This is a genomic window from Pseudomonas sp. R3-56 (genome assembly GCF_051132075.1).
GTDB lineage: Bacteria > Pseudomonadota > Gammaproteobacteria > Pseudomonadales > Pseudomonadaceae > Aquipseudomonas.
The window spans coordinates 3,748,221-3,765,863 of record NZ_CP071657.1; the positions used below are offsets into that span (position 1 = coordinate 3,748,221).

General features: G+C 53.0%; 12 protein-coding genes and 3 pseudogenes. 8 read left to right on the plus strand and 7 right to left on the minus strand.

All coding sequences use genetic code 11. From position 1 onward, the window contains the following. Window positions 1–44 precede the first annotated feature (44 nt). Window positions 45–1,703 carry a sensor domain-containing diguanylate cyclase gene (locus J3P96_RS16800; RefSeq protein WP_434559417.1) on the minus strand — a complete coding sequence of 553 codons (1,659 nt, stop codon included), beginning with the start codon at window positions 1,701–1,703 and terminating at the stop codon, window positions 45–47. A gap of 392 nt (window positions 1,704–2,095) precedes the next feature. Here J3P96_RS16800 and J3P96_RS16805 point away from each other — a divergent pair, with 392 nt between their 5' ends. Both J3P96_RS16805 and J3P96_RS16810 read left to right on the plus strand, forming a co-directional pair. Next, on the plus strand, window positions 2,096–2,506 hold the full coding sequence (locus tag J3P96_RS16805) for a response regulator (protein ID WP_434559419.1): 411 nt from the start codon (window positions 2,096–2,098) through the stop codon (window positions 2,504–2,506). A gap of 1,149 nt (window positions 2,507–3,655) precedes the next feature. Continuing rightward, window positions 3,656–4,536 (plus strand): annotated as a pseudogene (locus J3P96_RS16810) (manganese catalase family protein). A 1,559-nt stretch (window positions 4,537–6,095) separates the two neighbouring features. Here the strand turns inward: J3P96_RS16810 and J3P96_RS16815 are convergent. Together J3P96_RS16815 and J3P96_RS16820 are read right to left on the minus strand one after the other, a co-directional pair. Beyond that, window positions 6,096–6,320, minus strand: a complete 225-nt coding sequence (locus J3P96_RS16815; protein WP_434559421.1) for a DUF2188 domain-containing protein — start codon at window positions 6,318–6,320, stop codon at window positions 6,096–6,098. Between the two features lie 435 nt (window positions 6,321–6,755). Beyond that, window positions 6,756–8,267: a diguanylate cyclase gene (locus tag J3P96_RS16820; RefSeq protein ID WP_434559423.1), complete on the minus strand. Its 1,512-nt coding sequence runs from the start codon at window positions 8,265–8,267 to the stop codon at window positions 6,756–6,758. 341 nt (window positions 8,268–8,608) lie between these two features. Here J3P96_RS16820 and J3P96_RS16825 point away from each other — a divergent pair, with 341 nt between their 5' ends. The 3 genes from J3P96_RS16825 to J3P96_RS16835 all read left to right on the plus strand — a co-directional run bounded on the left by J3P96_RS16825 (window position 8,609) and on the right by J3P96_RS16835 (window position 10,461). Beyond that, window positions 8,609–9,190, plus strand: a complete 582-nt coding sequence (locus J3P96_RS16825; protein WP_434559425.1) for a chemotaxis protein CheB — start codon at window positions 8,609–8,611, stop codon at window positions 9,188–9,190. A gap of 126 nt (window positions 9,191–9,316) precedes the next feature. Further along, window positions 9,317–9,547, plus strand: coding sequence for a DUF6555 family protein (locus J3P96_RS16830; RefSeq protein ID WP_434559427.1), 231 nt, complete (start codon window positions 9,317–9,319; stop codon window positions 9,545–9,547). 221 nt (window positions 9,548–9,768) lie between these two features. Further along, window positions 9,769–10,461, plus strand: coding sequence for a DUF421 domain-containing protein (locus J3P96_RS16835; RefSeq protein WP_434559429.1), 693 nt, complete (start codon window positions 9,769–9,771; stop codon window positions 10,459–10,461). Window positions 10,462–10,628: 167 nt separating this feature from the next. Here the strand turns inward: J3P96_RS16835 and J3P96_RS16840 are convergent, their stop codons facing one another. Then, on the minus strand, window positions 10,629–10,994 hold the full coding sequence (locus J3P96_RS16840; RefSeq protein ID WP_434559431.1) for a histone-like nucleoid-structuring protein, MvaT/MvaU family: 366 nt from the start codon (window positions 10,992–10,994) through the stop codon (window positions 10,629–10,631). A gap of 1,391 nt (window positions 10,995–12,385) precedes the next feature. Between J3P96_RS16840 and J3P96_RS16845 the strand changes: the two are divergent. Both J3P96_RS16845 and J3P96_RS16850 read left to right on the plus strand, forming a co-directional pair. Continuing rightward, a pseudogene (locus J3P96_RS16845) lies at window positions 12,386–13,200 on the plus strand (alpha/beta fold hydrolase). Window positions 13,201–13,382: 182 nt separating this feature from the next. After that, a pseudogene (locus J3P96_RS16850) lies at window positions 13,383–13,580 on the plus strand (hypothetical protein); the annotation flags it as partial. Window positions 13,581–13,699: 119 nt separating this feature from the next. Here the strand turns inward: J3P96_RS16850 and J3P96_RS16855 are convergent. The 3 genes from J3P96_RS16855 to tnpC (J3P96_RS16865) all read right to left on the minus strand — a co-directional run bounded on the left by J3P96_RS16855 (window position 13,700) and on the right by tnpC (J3P96_RS16865) (window position 16,168). Further along, the gene (locus J3P96_RS16855) at window positions 13,700–13,960 is read right to left on the minus strand and encodes a hypothetical protein (RefSeq protein ID WP_434559433.1); all 261 of its coding nucleotides are present in this window, start codon (window positions 13,958–13,960) and stop codon (window positions 13,700–13,702) included. Between the two features lie 150 nt (window positions 13,961–14,110). Beyond that, window positions 14,111–14,617 carry a GNAT family N-acetyltransferase gene (locus J3P96_RS16860; RefSeq protein ID WP_081782130.1) on the minus strand — a complete coding sequence of 169 codons (507 nt, stop codon included), beginning with the start codon at window positions 14,615–14,617 and terminating at the stop codon, window positions 14,111–14,113. Window positions 14,618–14,671: 54 nt separating this feature from the next. After that, the gene (gene tnpC, locus J3P96_RS16865) at window positions 14,672–16,168 is read right to left on the minus strand and encodes an IS66 family transposase (RefSeq protein WP_434652475.1); all 1,497 of its coding nucleotides are present in this window, start codon (window positions 16,166–16,168) and stop codon (window positions 14,672–14,674) included. On the opposite strand from tnpC (J3P96_RS16865), the gene tnpC (J3P96_RS16870) reads away from it, so the two are divergent. Next, window positions 16,097–17,638 (plus strand): IS66 family transposase, encoded by a 1,542-nt coding sequence (tnpC, locus tag J3P96_RS16870; protein ID WP_434559439.1) that lies wholly within the window; start codon window positions 16,097–16,099, stop codon window positions 17,636–17,638. The two genes, tnpC (J3P96_RS16865) and tnpC (J3P96_RS16870), sit on opposite strands and share 72 nt — an antisense overlap. The last annotated feature ends 5 nt before the right edge of the window (window positions 17,639–17,643 follow it).

Genomic DNA, 17,643 nt, shown 5'->3' on the forward strand with positions numbered 1-17,643 from the left:
TTTGGAATCAATCGTCGAACGCGAAGTACTATTATCTTAGACCTTTACAGCTCAGTCTCGCTGGCTAAGGCATTTTTATATCCTGCGGACTCATGAAACTGCGCTTGGGATTTGCCAGCTCGCTTAGCTCCATACAACGCTTCATCGGCCTTACCCAATGTGTCAGCGAAGTCGCCCTCGGTCCACAGCGCTCCCCCGATGCTACAGCCTACCCTGATCACCTCGCCTGCTAGCGGGACCGGTTCCGCGAGCTTTGTAATGATGCGTTGAGCTGCGCTCTGCACGTTTGCCAGTGATTCGCCCGCCCTCAACCGCAGCAGCAGCACGAACTCGTCACCGCCGTGGCGTACCGCAATGTCGCCATCGCGCACCGTTGCTAAGAGCCGTAGCCCAACAGCATGAAGCAGGGCATCCCCAACGGCATGTCCAAAACGATCGTTCACTGGTTTGAAACCATCCAGATCCAGGCATAACACGCCAAAAGCAGGACGCTGACCAGGCTCACTTTCTATATTCTTGACGTAGTTTTCCAACGCGGCGCGATTAGGCAAACCTGTCACCGTATCGCGATAGGCTACCCCTTTGATGAGCGCCAATTGCCCCTTCTTTTGCGTCAGGCTTTCAACCAAGTGTCGAATGACCATGCTCAGCTTTTCTACTTCAATACTCCCCTTCACCAGCGGAATGTCTACATCGGCCCCTTCGGAGAGAAGCGTAGCAGCCTCAGCTATTCGGTTTAGCGGTCCAGTGATGACACCAGCCACAAACCATCCAATCACAGCAAAAGCGATGGACAACATGCTCCCCCAAAGCAGTATTTCTGCGCGGAGTCCGTTTGCCTCAGCAAAGGCGACTTCTGCCGGCTGACGCGTTACAACGGTCCAGCCCAAACCAGGGTAACCATCAAGTCCTTTGCTTTCAGCCGATCCCACCACATAGGTTTTTCCATCCTGCCATTTATTCACCGACCATCGGATCTCACTGTTATGAGCTATGCCGGCCTCACTTGGCTTGCCGATCAGGTGCTTGGGGCCGAGCAGGACATTCCCGTCTTTGCTAACGACCAGAAACTCTAAACCCGGAAGGCTATTTTTCAGAGGCTCGAACATGGTTCGGCCTATTTCTGCGGCCCATTGCCAGGAAAGGTGGGTGGCAAGTACGCCGATAAAGCGTCCGGCTTTATCCTGTACCGGCATGCTGATGTCGACAAACTTCATTGCTTCCCCCGAAGGGTTGGGCAAAAGCTTTGCAAGCATTACCGCTTCGTGTACGTCGCCGACAAACGTCTTGTCCTGCCCTTCCATGAAGACTGGCCGATGCGCAATGCTGACGCCCTCAAGCAAACGACCGGTCGAAGCAACGACCGTTCCTTGAGCGTTAGTGAGTCCAATCCATGAATAGCTCGGGAATTGGGCGTTGAGGTGGTTGAGCAGACTTCTTGCTTCACCTACGTTAGCAGGGTTGCGCAGTGCCTCCAGCGCACTCAAGACGCCGAGTTCCTTGGAGCGGCTGTACATGTCACGATCAAGGCGGTCAATCATCGAGGCGGCATATTCAACGAGCTGATGTCCTGTCTGTTCTTTGTGCCGGGAAATGGCGGAGGCGCCAATGACACTACCGAAAATGCAAGTGAGGACTAGCACGGCGAGGGCCACTACAATCGCGAATTTTGCCCGTAAGCTCTTAAAGGGAAGAAGCTGCATGATAGGTAGGCCCAGTAGATTAAACGCCTACGATCCCTGGCATCCTTGCAGGGGTTATCGGCCAGCAGCGCCCTTGCTTTAACTACTACAGTTGGCCTTCTTTGTATGCGTCCTAGATTTAGGAGCGCATCGCCACCATGTTGTGGAGTTCGGCTGTGGCGAAGCTTAAGGTAGCAAGCGTTGGCGAGCGTCACCGATATCGATCGATAATTCCACCCCCATCTATACATACTGGACTACTCAAGCCCCGCCCACCTAAAAGTGAACGCCGGTGCCTCCTGTGCGAATGCCGATCCTAGCGACAATGCAGCTGGTGGGGTAGCGAGCCGAGGCATGGCAGACGAATTGAGCGTACACTCTCGTACCTACCATTCGTCCGCGTAAGGCCAGCTATGACCGCTAATCAGGAAACCCTACAACAAATCGAAGGGGAAATTCTGGTCGTAGAAGACGATTCGACTCTGCGTGCGCTTACAAAGCAAATTGTAGAAGAAATAGGTGCGAAGACAGTAGCATTTGAAACCGCCGATGAAGCATTGGTTTATTTGCTGCAATCAGGACGGCCTTGTACCCTTGTGATTGTTGACTACGGGGTACCAGGCCAAATAAATGGAATGGAGTTTATACGAATGGTCAGAGATAAATGGCCTTCAACAAAAACGATACTCATGTCCGGCTATGAGTTGATGCGTGAAACCGTTCCTTCTCCTACGGTTTATCTGCAAAAACCTTGGTCTATGAAAGACCTAATCAGCTCTATAACCGGTGTACTTTACCCTGATTACCCCGCGACAGAACGGTAGCGCTCCTTTTCAAATTCATTATTTACGGCTCGATTACGTACACCCAGTGCGCCACGGAGAAGTATTGCTAAGGCGATCGACTCCATCAGCTACTTGACCCGCCTGGGTTCGGTACCAGACTGATCCAGCGATACTTGGCATCAGAGCTGGAAGGCGAAGCCACGCTTTCATTTCAACCGGACGGTATGCGGTGCAACATCCGTGCGCCTCTGGCTCGTGATATGGACAAGGGCCTACATCGTCGAAGACGAAGCTCTTGTAGCAGTGTTTATTGAAGACATGGTTACCGAATTGGGGCACGAAGTCGTCGGCATGGCGACGCCGTTGGATGAGGCCCAATCGATAGCGCAGGGTCTGCATTGCTTCACACCAGGCGAACGAGATGTTCAATACCGCCGCTTTTCGAGAAACGTCAGCACCACGCCAATATCGACGCCGTGCCACTCATCCTTATAACCAAACATGTCACTGGGATACGCTATCCGGCGATCGCTTGGTTCACCGACATTAATTCTGGATTAGTTCCTGCCCTACTGTAAGCCTCAGCGCCTGCCTACAAAATCGTCATCACGCCCTACTCGCTGGGCTGAACTTTCTTAGCCCAGCCGAGACTTGTGTTGCGGCCGAATACCCACTGCCTATATTTTGGACAGGATGTACCAAAACCAGCTCTCCTTGAGGCAGCTCTAATGAGTTGAGGCTTCAGCGTGGAAGCTCAGGGACTTACGGAAGTCGGCGACGACGTCGGAGCGCCTACGCAAACGGCGAGAACGCCGGTCGCATCAAGCAAGGTTTGGCCCGTCCAAAAAGCCTTCATGACCGAGCCATTGTTTTGACCTCAAATGGGTCCCTCGCGGATACTATATAACAGGCAAAGCGACGATCAATTTTCACCATGCCGAGCCCTTCCCATGAGTGTTAGTAGCATGACGACTAGCGAACCCTGCCGAAGGTTAATTTTAGGAGTTTAACTACTGCGAACCTATCGGGGTTTACGCCTTGCTGATTTTTTTGAACTTTTAGCCTTGTACCGCTGGTCTAGCTAATTTTCAGAAAAAGAAATTTTTGCTTGCTATAAAACTCCCAAACTATGCACGCGCTAATACCCGCAGTGGTGATTGCGCTTTAGCCCAGACCGAGGAGCAATGAATGTTCTTACATAACAAGCGTCTTCAGTCACCGTTCGTGTTGCCCAGCCGAACCCCGGCTTGGCAAATCTTCTACTTGAGCAATTCGGTGGCGCCAACGGCGAACTTGCAGCGGCGGCGCGTTACTTTACCCAGGCATTAGCGGAAGAAGACCCAGGTCGCAAAGACCTCCTGATGGACATTGCCACCGAAGAGCTTAGCCATCTGGAAATCGTCGGCTCCATCATTGTAATGCTCAACCGAGGCGCGAAAGGCCAGTTAGCAGAAGGAGTACAAGAAGAAGGCGAACTGTATCGTGCCATAAACGGCAATGGTAACGACTCCCACATCACAAGCCTTCTTTATGGTGCGGGCGCTCCATTGGTAAACTCCGCTGGCGTCCCTTGGACAGCCGCATACGTCGACTCGATCACTGAACCGACCGCTGACTTTCGCTCTAACATCGCAGCGGAAGCACGCGCAAAAATTCTTTATGAGCGCTTGATCAACGTCACAGATGATCCCGGAGTTAAGGAAGCGCTCGGTTTTTTGATGACACGAGAAATTGCCCACCAGCAATCTTTTGAAAAGGCACTCCATTCCATCCAACCGAATTTCCCACAAGGGAAACTTCCAGGGATACCCGAGTTCACAAATAAATATTTCAATATGTCGGGCGAACCAAACGTGCGCGGCCCTTGGAACGAAGGAGGTGTCTGGGAATATGTGGAAAGCCCTGAGCCGGCTGTTGACGGCGGTGATGGCCTAGCGACCGTGAGTCTCCCTTTAGAAGACCAAGAAGTGTTGGAAGCAATGAAAATCCGCACAGCGTCGGATCCCCTCAGCCAACCTGTCACAGGTGCCGATTTGGGTTCAGGTTACGTTCAGGGCAGAGATGCATAACAAACGTAACAGCGGCCCTTGAGCAGGGTCGCCCCTTCTTTCAGGAGTGATGACATGAAAAACGCAAAACCATCTGCACCAACATATCATCTAGTCCAACGCATCATGGGGGCCGCATGTGCAGGCTTTGAACATGACTGCAGACAGGCGCGTAGAGGAATGAGGGTAAGTATTGCAGTCAATGTTTTCGGCATGGGAACGTTACTTCCTAATGACCTCGCGGATGATGTCATAGATGTGAGCACAACGCAGCCGGGGAAAGATCACGTCTCATTCCTGTCTGATGCGAAGGGATTCACGGGACGTTCGGCTGCGGCATAGACAGCCCCAACCGCCTTCAAAATACTGATTGGTAGGAGGATGAGATGAGAACTCCAAATAACCTCGGTAATCCCTCATCAGAGGGATTATTCCGTCCTTTGTTCCTGGTGGGTTTTGCGATATTTTCAACCGGCACGATGATCATACTAAGCAGTTTGCTGGAGAACATACCCTAATCACACCTAAGCGCTTGGCATCAATTATGCCGAGCGCTCAATGGAAACAGCTTATTGGCATAAGCCCCGATGAGCTTTTAACCAAAATCCATGCAAGACCGTCGATATCGTCCCAAGGCGTTGTGCGATATTTCTGGTGCAGGGTTAAAAGATTCGGGGACGTTCTACGAGGATTGCCCCCTAGAGCTATAGTACATCGTCGGTGGCTTCAGCAAATAGTCGCCAGAGTCTCTCCAGGCGGGCGATCTCGACCTGAAGCTTCTGGAGCACCAGGCAGAACGAGTCGTCCACATGGTTTGATGACGGCGAAGTGTGCTTATCCTGTCTGCCTCCGCCTTCTGAAGTACCGCTGACACTCTTCAGTAGAACCACGAACTGGTCAAAGATGGCTGCGACGCGGACTCTGCTACTACCGGTCATGATTACCATCCAAGTCTCGAGACAATTTCGCGCCTATAAGGGGTATCAATCTGGGGAGGCACACGCTTGATGTAGCTACGCGCGTGGTCGTACGCCTTTCCAGTTAAGCTAGCGAGATACGAAACGGCGTCGTCAACGGAAGGTATAAGACCTTCGACGTTATTAACCTTGGGAGGAAGCGCAGTCCATATCACTGCATCCAACTGTCGAGCCGATGCCCATGCGGCAATCACGCCCACCGATGCGCTACGGATTGCTATGACCCCGACGCCGTCCTGCCTGTCTTCAGGGACCTGCTCTCGAATGCGCAACGCCTCACACGCCTCATTGAGCGATTCAACATCTAACACTGCCCATAGCACTTTACACGAGGACGCGTTCGCGCAAATCACCGTGGAAAGTTCTCCACTATCGCCGACTCGAGCAAACTCAATGGATAGTTCAGGGCCGTCTAGGAATCAATCGCTTGCCAGCGGCAATGTGTCCGGCTTCCAAATTAAAGATCCCCATCCTAAGCATGCGATTAGCATGATTCTCATCCTTGGTGTGCATATGTGTCGCTGGCGCGATGGCGGTAGCCAAGCGAAGACGACTCAAGGTTAAGCTTTGCGCAGCCACTCATTGCGTCCGCAGATCGCCAAACTAGCCCTTGGACTTCCTTGGATCTGCTGCACGCGGAAATGTGCGTTCCTCCTGGATCGTTCCGTCCTCTCTGTGGATCTTTAGCGAAGCTGTTTTACCTCGAAGAAATTGACTGGCTATTGCCGTTATCTCAGCTTTTGTGGATGCAGTTTTGGAGGCGCGCTGTGCCCCCTCTTTGACTAGCTCCCACAGCTTCTCGCTTTTATTGATGTGGTAATTATCCATGAGGTCACCTCGGAATTAGAATATGTGCGGCAAGGTACTGAGTTGACAGCAGGTCGCCATCAAAGTTTGAAATATTGAGCGTCACAAATTCCGACACCTTCTGCCATGGCTCTCCCATGCAGTGGGCTCTAGGCAGAACTCGAACGCTCAAAGAGTACGTGACCAAAATTCGCTGTAGGAGGGAATGAACTATCTCGAGGGCAGCCTACCTTCAGACAAGTAGCGCCAGGGGGCCCAATTCGAATCAAAGCGGAGCCCGCTTCCGAAAAGTGGAGATCGGCTGCGCCAGCAATTAGCCATATGGAATCCATCAGCGTCTCGTGCCGCCTTTCTAAGGCAACATGGACAGCAACAGTCCAGTCAAGCCAAGCCAAGCCAAGCCAAGCCAAGCCAATAAAAAGTAGCCAAGTGCATTATGAAGAGGAAGAAAACGATCTAGTTTTCTATCCGATTCCGCCCCTTAGACTTGGCGCCGTAAAGCAAGCGGTCAGCTTTGATTAAAAAATCCCTATGATTTTCCTCTCCTGTATTGCAAGTTGAGACTACACCAGAGCTAATTGTGACTATACCAAACGGGCTCGCTGAGTGCTGAATTCCTGCATTGATCAAGGAGAGTCTGATTTTTTCTGCAATCATGACCGCGCCAGCGAGTTCAGTGTCCGGAAGCAAAACTACAAACTCTTCCCCGCCGTAGCGAGCAGCGATATCACCTGGCCGGTTAACATTGGCCGCGATAAGGTTTGCGACCTGAACAAGGCAGTCATCACCGCTTAGATGACCGTAACAGTCATTATATTGTTTAAACAAATCTATATCCAAAAGAATTAACGAAACGCTTGCTTGATTTCGCGCAGCACGCTTCCACTCTTTATTTATAGCTCCATCGAAACTCCTCCTATTGGCCAAGGCAGTAAGACCATCTGTCAGGGCTATTACCTCTAACTCTTTTCTGACCACCTTCAGTTCGCGTTCTGCAACAAGCAGCTGTTGAATCTGTCGATATAGCCAGCCGCCTAAGAATGCTAGTGCCAATATGATGGAACCTACCAGCGCGACCGATTGATAGACATATGACCACCACGGAGCAAATACATGTTCGTATGATACGCCAGCCGCCGCGACAATGGGCAGCCCCGATAGGCGGCGATAGGCGTAAATACGCTCGATACCATCTACAATGGATTTGATTATTGCAGTACCGCTATCACTCTGCGGTAAGTACCGGCTAAAAATCTCACCTTTGGAGAGATTGGTCGTCATCAATGCCGCGACTGTCGGGCGTCGGGCGAGTAGTTCACCGTTATCGAGCGCTAGAAAAATAACCCCTTCGTCGTCAACGTCCATACGTTTGAAAAAGCTTTGAAAATATGAAACCGGAACCGTGGCTAACGCGACGCCTGCGAAGGCTCCATCAACTGTTTCAATACGTCGACTGATAGGGATTACCATGTCCCCTGTCGTTCGACTTTCAACTATGGAGCCAACGTGAATGGACTGGTCATCGTGTTCACGATGATAAATGAAGTACGCTCTGTCGCTGTTGTTTTTGGTTTGCAAGCCTTCGGAAAACGAGTTGGCCATCCAACTGCCCTGTGCATCGAAGATGAAAAGCCCCTGAATGCCTTCAATATCATTCACCTGCCGGGCCATCAGCTTCGCCAACCGCTTCTGTTGATCGGGGCCGATCCCATCGTGCGCTACACGCTCAGAAAGATCTCGTAAGGTATTGTCAGCCTGCAGCATCGTGTCACGGGCCTGCTGTTCAGCGGCAAGGACAATGTTCGAAACAGCTATTTTAGCCGCATCGACTCGCTCACCGGACGACTGCACCATCTGCCAGGCGGTTGCGAGGATCAGCGAAAAACAAACTAGGAGAATGAAACCTATCAGCGAAAGGGACAACGCTTTAGGCGTCAGCCTTGCTGAGATCGGTAAGAAGAGCGTCATTTGTGCGTCGTCAAATTGGCGGTGGGTTTGGCGGAGCAATTTTCGTACCGATCAGCGGGAGCACAACGTCAAAGCAATCACGCGCGAACCAAGGACGTTCCGGCATACCTAATCGCGACTTAGGATGCGATTAGGGCTCGGGCATTGCTACGCGAGCTAGTATCGTCATGCCCGATGAAGGTAGGCTCCAGCATGAGATCATGTACAGACTGTACACGTCTTTTGATGGCGGCCGTTATTAGGCTGGCAGGCTACACTCGATGGTGGGGAATCAGCAGGACAATTTCTTGACCGCTACATCCTCATGAGAAAGAGTACCTATCCCCCGAGCAGGAGAGAAAATGATGTCAGACGATATCGTCCAGTACAGAGACATCGTCGTCATCGGCGGGTCAGAGGGAAGTATTGAGCCATTGAAAGAAATTCTCGCGGGTTTGCCACCGAAATTTCCCGCCGCAATTTTGATCGTTTTGCATACTCACTCTTCAAGCCTGAAGATGATGGCCGCCATTCTTCAGCGATCCTCATCTATGCCGATAGCTTATGGCGCGAATGGCGACGCTATTCTGCCTAGCCGTATATATCTGGCTCCGCCAGACAAACACCTTGAGGTTTCGGCACCTGGCTTGGTTTTTTTAAGTGACGGACCGAAAGTGAATTTTTGTAGGCCAGCAGTTGACCGTCTCTTTCAGACCGCCGCTGAAGTCTTCGGCCCCCGAGTGATCAGTGTGATCCTATCCGGCAACGGGGCTGACGGAGCAGACGGAGCGATTGCGGTTGGGGCGGTGGGGGGTTTGAACCTCGTTCAAGATCCGAGCGATGCTGACGTAGCGAGTATGCCTGTTGAAGCCATCGTTAAGGATCACCCGGACGTCTTAGTCAAAGCGAAAGCATTTGGCAACCGTTCTGATTCACGCAGTTAGGCGTTCTTCGGGCCGGTCAGCCCTGGATAAGGCGTCTGCCACTGCGCGCCCAATCTAAGATTCCCAATTCATTTGAATTTTTCCCAGCCTGATGACTCCGTTAGATATGAGCAAATGGAGCCACTCATGGACAACAACCTGTTCGTCATCGCCTACAAACTTCACGGCGAACCAAAATCCTTCATCATCCGCAGCAAAACGATGCGAAACGTAGAGGCCTGGCACTGGGCAAGCTGCGATGTCGGCGTTGCCCCCATCCCCAAGCCAGGCCGTCCGCCAATGAAGATGGTCTCAAAGCCTCAAGCTGAGAAGTACGGCGTCACTGATGTCACATGGCGAGCGAGCGGAGCTCAGTAGCTCCAGGCTTCAATCCTGGCGCTATCTGGAACATCAACCCATTTGGCGGTCAGCTATGTCTAAACTAGGCAGACGCCTAGTTTGTTAAGCATTGTGGGAGCTTGCCTCATCATGCTGAACGCGTTCCTGTTTCTGTTAACTAGCAGATGCGCTCCGAATCGCAGGTCTGGCGACGGAATGCACCGCTATCCCCTGGCCGTTCTAAATCAACAGAGGCAATGATGTCACCCTTCGATCTACAGCGAATGTTGATAGATGAGTTCCCATTGCAATTCTTGTTAGAGGTTGGCTTCAGAGCTACCTTTGCCTTTCTCGCTGTTTTTCTATTCTTAAAATCAAGTGGTAGGCGGGGCATAAGGCAGCTATCACTCTTTGAGCTAGTCGTCATTCTGACCTTGGGCTCCGCTGCCGGGGACGTGTCCTTCTACCATGACGTCCCGCTGTTGCCGGTAGCAGTGGTTTTTCTAACGCTCCTGCTTCTTTATCGCACTACCGTACTGATCATGACGAAGAGCAAAAAATTTGAAGCGTGGATTGATGGCTTGCCTGTGACTGTCATCATCGAAGGCCAATACGAGCTCAAATCGTTAGAAAAGCTGAACATTTCATCGAGCGAGCTGCTGATGGAGTTGCGGCAACAAGGCGTTGAACACCTAGGCCAGGTGAGGCTGGGGCTAATGGAGACTGACGGCGATATCAGCCTTTATTTTTACGATCATGAGGACCTACGTCCTGGGTTATCCGTTCTGCCTGTGGAACATCGCCCGGAGTTCAAAATAGCATCTATTTCCGCGCTCTATTGCTGCGTGAATTGCGGTTTCGCGAAGCATCTCCAGGAAGAGCAAGGCGGCCATTGCTCCCGATGCGACCATGACATATGGTCTACCGCGTTAAGCAGTCCAAGATGTAGGTGATGGTATTGAGATCAATACCACCCTCACCACTTCCACTTGGGATAGGTGTACGGCGAAAAAAAATCAAGGAGCGCCAGTCAAACCAGCGCCTGAAACTGATTCAGGCGGCTCGCGGAAAAATCGAGAACTGAAAGAGCCCGCAGCGCTCCTTTGTATTCAACACCTAGTCACTTGGTCAGCCAAGACTCAACGGTGTCTGAGCCGTGTTCAGCCTTCCACTCTTTCAAGCCTTTGTGATTGCCACCTTTCGTTTCAATGATCTCGCCTGTGTGCGGGTTTTTATAGGACTTCACCTGGCGAACTTTCCGCGTGCCAGATTTTAGAGTCGCCGCTGCAGCGCGACGTCCCCCTTGTGGATCAAGCAGATTGATCACGTCCTTCAGACTGTAGCTGTATTTTTCTAGCAAATCGCGGAGCTTCGTTTCAAATTCAATTTCTTTCTTAAGTCCAGCATCGCCTTTGAGGGCTTCAAGTGCTTGGAGCTGTTCAGCGAGGTGCTTCTCGAGCTGGCGAAATTCTGCGAGTTTGGACATGGTAGGTCTCGTTTTGATGGTTACCTTAGAGTGTATTGCAGATCTAGAGCTCGCGCTCGGCTTGTAGAGCAGGTATAAAAAATCATGTCTCGGCAACCGTTTTGGCTGAGTCATAACTCAAAACAATTGGTTTACCATGCCTTTGACGCATCCAAAACACACCAGCGCTTCCCTGTCCGAATTCCAGTGCATCGCGCTCCACTAATGCGCTCAGTCACGCCCATTCATCATGCGCACGAAGCTTGCAACCCATCACCTAACGGCGCACGACTGGATAGCCATCCCCAGGCCAGGTATCGCTTGAGGCAGCACAGGTCACAAAGCTTCTCTCCACCGTCGGCGCCTGAACTCATGTCAAGTTTGAGACTTGCCAGAACCACCAACGCAAACGAAAAATAGCCTCATTCAACGCGTTCTGTTTACAGCGTGTCCGAGCGGCCAGCCAACCAGCTTTTCAAGTGGCTCTCGTAGCGGCTTCTCCCCTGCAAAAATTGCGCTGTATCTTTCCACGATGGGAGTGCAATTTTGAACGTGAATGTGATTGAAATGGTCGCGCATGCGCTCGACGTCAAACTTCCTGCCTAGGTGACTTTTTACGAAGCGGCGGCTGATTTTGTAATGACCACAAGCGACGCAGATGATGTCGTCCCAATCACCGTATAGGCCTGTTCGATACGCATCGCCCCAACAGATCCAGCAGCCACACTTCATTACTACCCTCCCGTTGCCTAGATAGATTTTTTGGAAACGGATTGGGTTCCTTCGGGAAGCATGCACGCAGCACCATTCGTCGCCTAACCCAGGTGCTTAACGGCGCAGGGCCCTGGGAGAGCGCTACAAGCTAAAGGATCATAGGAAACCCTACCTCGCCTGATAGGGTCGATGAGAATAGAGGGCGATACGCCCCAGCCCAGCGAAGGGCAAACTTGCGTGTACGGAGTATAGAATGTCCAGCGAACCTTTCGACTTGCCAGTCGGGGCGGTACGCCCTGCCCAGAAAATACTCAAAGAGATCGAGACTGCCGGATCGATGATCCTAGCGGTGAAAAACGGCGCAAAAGCATGGGTTTGTGATTGGCCTAAGGTGTGCTGGAGCTATCACAGAGGAACAAGCCGATGTGATTCTGAGTCGGTTTGACCACGCAACAGAGAGCAGGCTCAGAGAGTTGACGCTTTACAATAAATAAAATTCTTCCTGAAGATTAAGAACCGTAGCGGCCACTCAAGCTTGAACCATTGGCTGTCCTACCCTTACGCTGGGGCCAACACCGTATGATGCATCCTGCGGAGGATTCAGCCGCTCGTCCGACCTAGCTACCGTATCCGTGATCTATTGTTTGGAGTGGAAAGCCTCGTTAGGAGTGACGATGTTCGAAGGTTTCCAGCTAAAAATGATTGACTTGCCTGAGGCGACATTACGCGTTCGCTATGGTGGCTCGGGCCCGCCGTTATTGTTACTTCATGGGCACCCGCGTACGCACACGACTTGGCATAGGGTTGCACCGCTGCTCGCCAGTTCTTTTACGGTGGTCTGTCCCGATTTGAGAGGGTTCGGCAAGTCCAGCCGGCCTGCGACCCCCAATGACTACGAAGCTCATGCGTTGCCCTCATGGATAGCCTTGGGTTCGATAAGTTTTACCTAGCGGGTCATGATCGAGGTAGCTACGCTGCTTTCCGCTCAGCGTTAGACCACCCGTCACGCGTGCTAAAACTGGCAATCCAAGACGGTGTGCCTATCTTGGAGGCTCTTGAGCGATGTGACGCGCGGTTCGCATCCAAATGGTGGCACTGGTTTTTCTATGCTCAGCCCGACAAGCCAGAGAGGGCAATCCTCGCGGATCCAAAGGGTTGGTATGGGGGTTGCTCAGAAACTATGGGACGGGAAAATTACGAGGATTTTCAGGCTGCGATTCACGATCATGAAACTGTTATTGGAATGCTCGGTGACTATCGCGCGGGTATCGAGCTGGACTACCTGCATGATCGGGAAGACCGTGAGGCTGGTCGAAAACTTCAATGTCCGCTCCATGTTATTTGGTCGTTAAGGGATGACCTAGAGGACCTGTACGGCGATGTAGTTGCAGTTTGGGAGCCATGGGCAGAACTGAAAGTCACCGGAGAAGGTATCGACTGCGGTCACCACATTGCTGAAGAAGCTCCGGTCGAGTTGGCTCGTGCACTGAAGGCATTTTTCACCGAGCGATGACCATCGCGACGCCGTTAATGACCGCTTCGGTCTGGAAACAGCTCCGCGTGAATGTCGCATTTGGCCGATCGCTGTCTTTAGACCCTGCAATACTCGCTAGCCCGCACTGACCTTTGGTTTCTGTCCCTTACGCTGCTACGCTTTCGACTCCTTGATTGGAGTCGAGATGATGCCCACCGAATACCCTTTCTGATGTTCTTGAGCGGCTTTACCAAAATCAGCTCGCCTTGGAGGCCGCAGTGATGGAACTGACCTTGAAGGTAGAAGACCAAGGTGCAACGGAGATTGGTGCTAACGTCCGAGGTGCACTTCACACCATCGGAGAGAACGCCGGACACATCAAGCAGGGCTTGGCTAAGCTGAGAACCCAGGGTCACTGATTTAACGGCCCATGCGATGGCGAGCTTGGCGGTTATCCTGCGCAGCATAAAGGCTGGACTCGCCGAAGCGTCAGAACTCCCGCGCGCTGCGCGGTGACATCGTGAAGATACGGGCGCTCTCAACCTCTCGTTATGAAAAGGTGGCACACCTTGAAAATCCTGCCCGAAGCTACCTTATGCTTGGGCTTGGCCGCTCGAATAACCTTGTGCTGACCATCGGCCATTGTTTCAACGAGCATGCCATTCCTGATTTCCATCACACTGAGTCCGGCCGCCAGCATATTGATATAAGCGGCATGAATTGCGCCCTTCGCCATGGTTGGGATTTTTTCTTCCAGCCGGCTCACAAGTTCATCATTCAACGGTTGGCTGGCAATCATAACGAGCTCCGTGTCCAAGGCCAGCGCGGAACCAGCCATCGTGTTAATTCTGCGCTCTGGGACAAGCACCGTTCGTTCATGGGGAGTAAGCGAATGGCAAAGACACCCTAGGTTAGGTGGTAATGCCCAATTTTCTTGTTGATCCAGCAATCATAGGACACGCCACAATGTTTCACGAGTTGTGGCGTCCAAGGTCAGCCATTGACGATCCATAACCTGTCTCAAGCCCTCAGCTATGTGTTCACTGGGCATCGTACGGAAGCCATGTTTGCGGAACCAAGGGCCATTCCAAGGAGGCTCATGAAAAGTTGTTAAGGTCACTGCTTGAACCCCACTGCTTTCAGCATGCTCTATAACTGCCGTGAGAAGCTTTGCTCCAATCCCACTCCCTGAAGCATCCGGGTCGACGGAAATATTGTCTAAATATAAAAGCCCGTCCAGTGGTCGCATTGCCGCAAAGCCCATTATTTTCTGGCTTTCGCTATCGAGCGCCACTACGACCCGACAGGCTTCAAATCTCGCTGGGGGCAGTGCGGGTGTTTCAGCAATATGGGCGAGATTTGGAATGGCCTTGTAACGCAGACGTGCTTGAGCCGAGATACGGCATAAATCTGCAACATCATCTATGCCACTAAGCCGGAGTTGGTAGCTATGCATGCTTTCTTCTCTCATTAAGATCGCTGGACGAGTATTCCGCTTACCTCACATGACTCAGCCAGATACCCACTGATGCGGCAGCAGTAGCTCAATCTCGCTCGCCTGTTGCGTCGGCAGGCGCGTCAGCACATCTTTGAGATACGCATACGGATCATGCCCATTCATGCGCGCAGATTGGATCAAGCTCATGATCGCCGCCGCCCGTTTGCCGCTGCGTAGCGATCCCGCAAACAACCAGTTCGAACGCCCAAGTGCCCACGGCCGGATCTGATTCTCGACCGGATTATTGTCGATTGGCACAGCTCCGTCATCAAGGTAGCGCGTCAGCGCTACCCAGCGTTTAAGGCTGTAATCCAAGGTTTGGGCCGTCGCTGATCCGTTGGGCACAAGATCGCGCTGGGTCAACATCCACTCGTGCAGTGCTTTCGCCAATGGTGCTGCTTTTTCTTGTCGTATTCGCCAGCGATCCTCATCACTCATGTCTCGCGCTTGGCGTTCAACTTCGTACAAGCCGCCAATCGAGTGCAGCGCCTGTTCAGCCAGCTGGCTTTTATTTGCCACGTGCAGATCGAAAAACTTGCGACGGGCGTGAGCCATGCAGCCGACTTCGGTCATGCCTTTTTCGAAGCCAGCTTTGTAGCCAGCAAAGTCATCGCACACCAGCTTGCCGTTCCACGAGCCGAGGAAGTTACGCGCATGCTCACCGGCGCGGCTCGGACTGAAGTCATAGACCACAGCCTTGAGCGCCGAAAACGGTGTGGTGCAGTAAGCCCAGACATAAGCGCGGTGCGTTTTCTTCTGTCCGGGCGCAAGCATCTGCACCGGCGTCTCATCGGCGTGGACAACTTGCTGCGCCAGAACAGCTTCTCGCAAGGCATCAACCAGCGGCTGAAGCTGTACACCGGTTTGCCCAACCCATTGAGCCAGTGTGGAGCGCGGTATCGCTAAACCGGCGCGCCCGAAGACTTTCTCCTGCCTATACAGTGGCAAATGATCAGCGAACTTCGCCACCATCACATGAGCCAGTAGACCTGCAGTCGGAATGCCCTTGTCGATCACTTGGGCCGGTACCGGCGCCTGGATAAGTGTTTCGCACTGACGGCAGGCCCATTTTCCACGTACATGTTGCTCGACGGTGAACACGCCTGGCGTGTAATCCAGCTTCTCGCTGACGTCCTCGCCGATGCGCTGAAGCTTGCAACCGCAAGTGCACTGAGTGTTTTCTGGTTCGTGATGAATGACGGTGCGTGGAAACTGCGGCGGCAGCGGTGCACGCTTTGGTTTTTGGCGCACCTCTTCTGGAGCCGGAGCCGGCTGGAGTGCCGTCAGCTCAGCGTCGATAGCCTCAAGATCAGTGTTAAGTAGATCGTCGAGCAAGCTGCCTTGCTCAGGGCTGATCTGCTCGCTGCGCTTGGCAAACCTGTGCCGCTTGAGGATCGCGATCTCGTGAGTCAGCTGTTCGATGATGGTTTGATCGCGATGGATCTTCCTGCCCATGGTGTCGACCTTCGACATCAACTGCGCGCCCTCGCGGCGCAGTTGCTGCCGCAAGTCGAGACCATGGGCAAGAAGATCAACCGCGACCAAACGGTTATCGAGAAGCTGACCCACGAAATCGCACAGCTCAAGCGTTTCAAGTTTGCCAAGCGCAGCGAGCAGCTGAATCCAGAGCAGGCCAGCCTGCTCGATGACCTGATCGATACCGATATCGCCGCGATTGAAGCTGAGCTTCAAGCCTTGCAGGCGGCTCCAACGCAGCCTGAGAAAAAGCAAAAGCCTAAACGCGCGGCATTGCCGGCAGAGTTTCCGCGCACGTTGATCCATCACGAACCAGACAACACTCACTGCTCATGTGGCTGCGCGCTCAAGCGCATTGGTGAGGACATCAGCGAGAAGCTGGACTACACGCCTGGCGTATTTACCGTCGAGCGCCATGTCCGTGGCAAATGGGTCTGTGATGACTGCGAAACGCTGATCCAGGCACCCGTCCCCGCGCAGATCATCGATAAAGGCATCCCCACTGCCGGGCTGCTGGCTCAAGTGATGGTTGCCAAATACGGTGATCATTTGCCGCTGTATCGCCAGGAAAAGATCTTCGGTCGGGCTGGCTTTGCCATCCCGCGCTCGACCTTGGCCCAGTGGGTCGGCGCCTGCGGTGTGCAGTTGCAACCGCTGGTCGATGCCCTACGCGAAGTGGTGCTCACCCACGGCGTGGTGCACGCCGATGAAACACCGGTACAGGTGCTCATGCCTGGCGCGAAGAAAACCCATCGTGGCTACGTCTGGGCCTACGCGACCACCGCATCAGTCGATATCAGCGCAGTGGTGTACGACTTCAGCCCAAGCCGCTCGGGCGAGCATGCGCGCCACTTCCTGCAAGACTGGAAAGGCAAACTGGTGTGCGACGATTTTGGTGGCTACAAGGCCAGTTTCGCATTGGGGGTCACCGAAATCGGTTGCATGGCCCATGCTCGGCGCAAGTTCTTCGACCTGCACGCCACGAACAAAAGCACGCTCGCCGAGCAGGCACTGCGCTTTATCCAGTTACTGTACGAAATCGAAAGTGAGATCCGCGACCTGAAGCCAGATTTACGGCGACGAATACGGCAAGAAAAAGCCGTCCCCGTGATGGATATGCTGCACGCCTGGATGATCGCCCAGCGCGAGCTTGTGCACGATGGCGTGGCCATTGCCAAGGCCCTGGATTACAGCCTGAAACGCTGGACGGCATTGTCGCGTTATCTGGATGACGGCGCGGTGCCTATTGATAACAACCACATCGAGCAACAGATCCGGCCATGGGCTCTTGGACGCAAGAATTGGCTCTTCGCAGGATCGCTGCGCAGCGGCAAACGCGCGTCGGCGCTGATGAGCCTGATCCAGTCGGCCAAACTCAACGGGCATGACCCATATGCTTACCTGAAAGACGTCCTAACCCGGCTACCGACGCAGCGTGCAAGTGAGATCGCCGAGTTGTTGCCGCATAACTGGATGCCGTTGCGCGACTATAATGGCCGGTAGATTAT

Bases quoted from the DNA above. Each gene is read 5' to 3' on its own strand.
- J3P96_RS16800 (WP_434559417.1), bottom strand. From the start codon at position 1,703: ATGCAGCTTCTTCCCTTTAAGAGCTTACGGGCAAAATTCGCGATTGTA.
- J3P96_RS16805 (WP_434559419.1), top strand. From the start codon at position 2,096: ATGACCGCTAATCAGGAAACCCTACAACAAATCGAAGGGGAAATTCTG.
- J3P96_RS16815 (WP_434559421.1), bottom strand. From the start codon at position 6,320: ATGGATAATTACCACATCAATAAAAGCGAGAAGCTGTGGGAGCTAGTC.
- J3P96_RS16820 (WP_434559423.1), bottom strand. From the start codon at position 8,267: ATGACGCTCTTCTTACCGATCTCAGCAAGGCTGACGCCTAAAGCGTTG.
- J3P96_RS16825 (WP_434559425.1), top strand. From the start codon at position 8,609: ATGATGTCAGACGATATCGTCCAGTACAGAGACATCGTCGTCATCGGC.
- J3P96_RS16830 (WP_434559427.1), top strand. From the start codon at position 9,317: ATGGACAACAACCTGTTCGTCATCGCCTACAAACTTCACGGCGAACCA.
- J3P96_RS16835 (WP_434559429.1), top strand. From the start codon at position 9,769: ATGTCACCCTTCGATCTACAGCGAATGTTGATAGATGAGTTCCCATTG.
- J3P96_RS16840 (WP_434559431.1), bottom strand. From the start codon at position 10,994: ATGTCCAAACTCGCAGAATTTCGCCAGCTCGAGAAGCACCTCGCTGAA.
- J3P96_RS16855 (WP_434559433.1), bottom strand. From the start codon at position 13,960: ATGATTGCCAGCCAACCGTTGAATGATGAACTTGTGAGCCGGCTGGAA.
- J3P96_RS16860 (WP_081782130.1), bottom strand. From the start codon at position 14,617: ATGCATAGCTACCAACTCCGGCTTAGTGGCATAGATGATGTTGCAGAT.
- tnpC (WP_434559439.1), top strand. From the start codon at position 16,097: ATGGATCTTCCTGCCCATGGTGTCGACCTTCGACATCAACTGCGCGCC.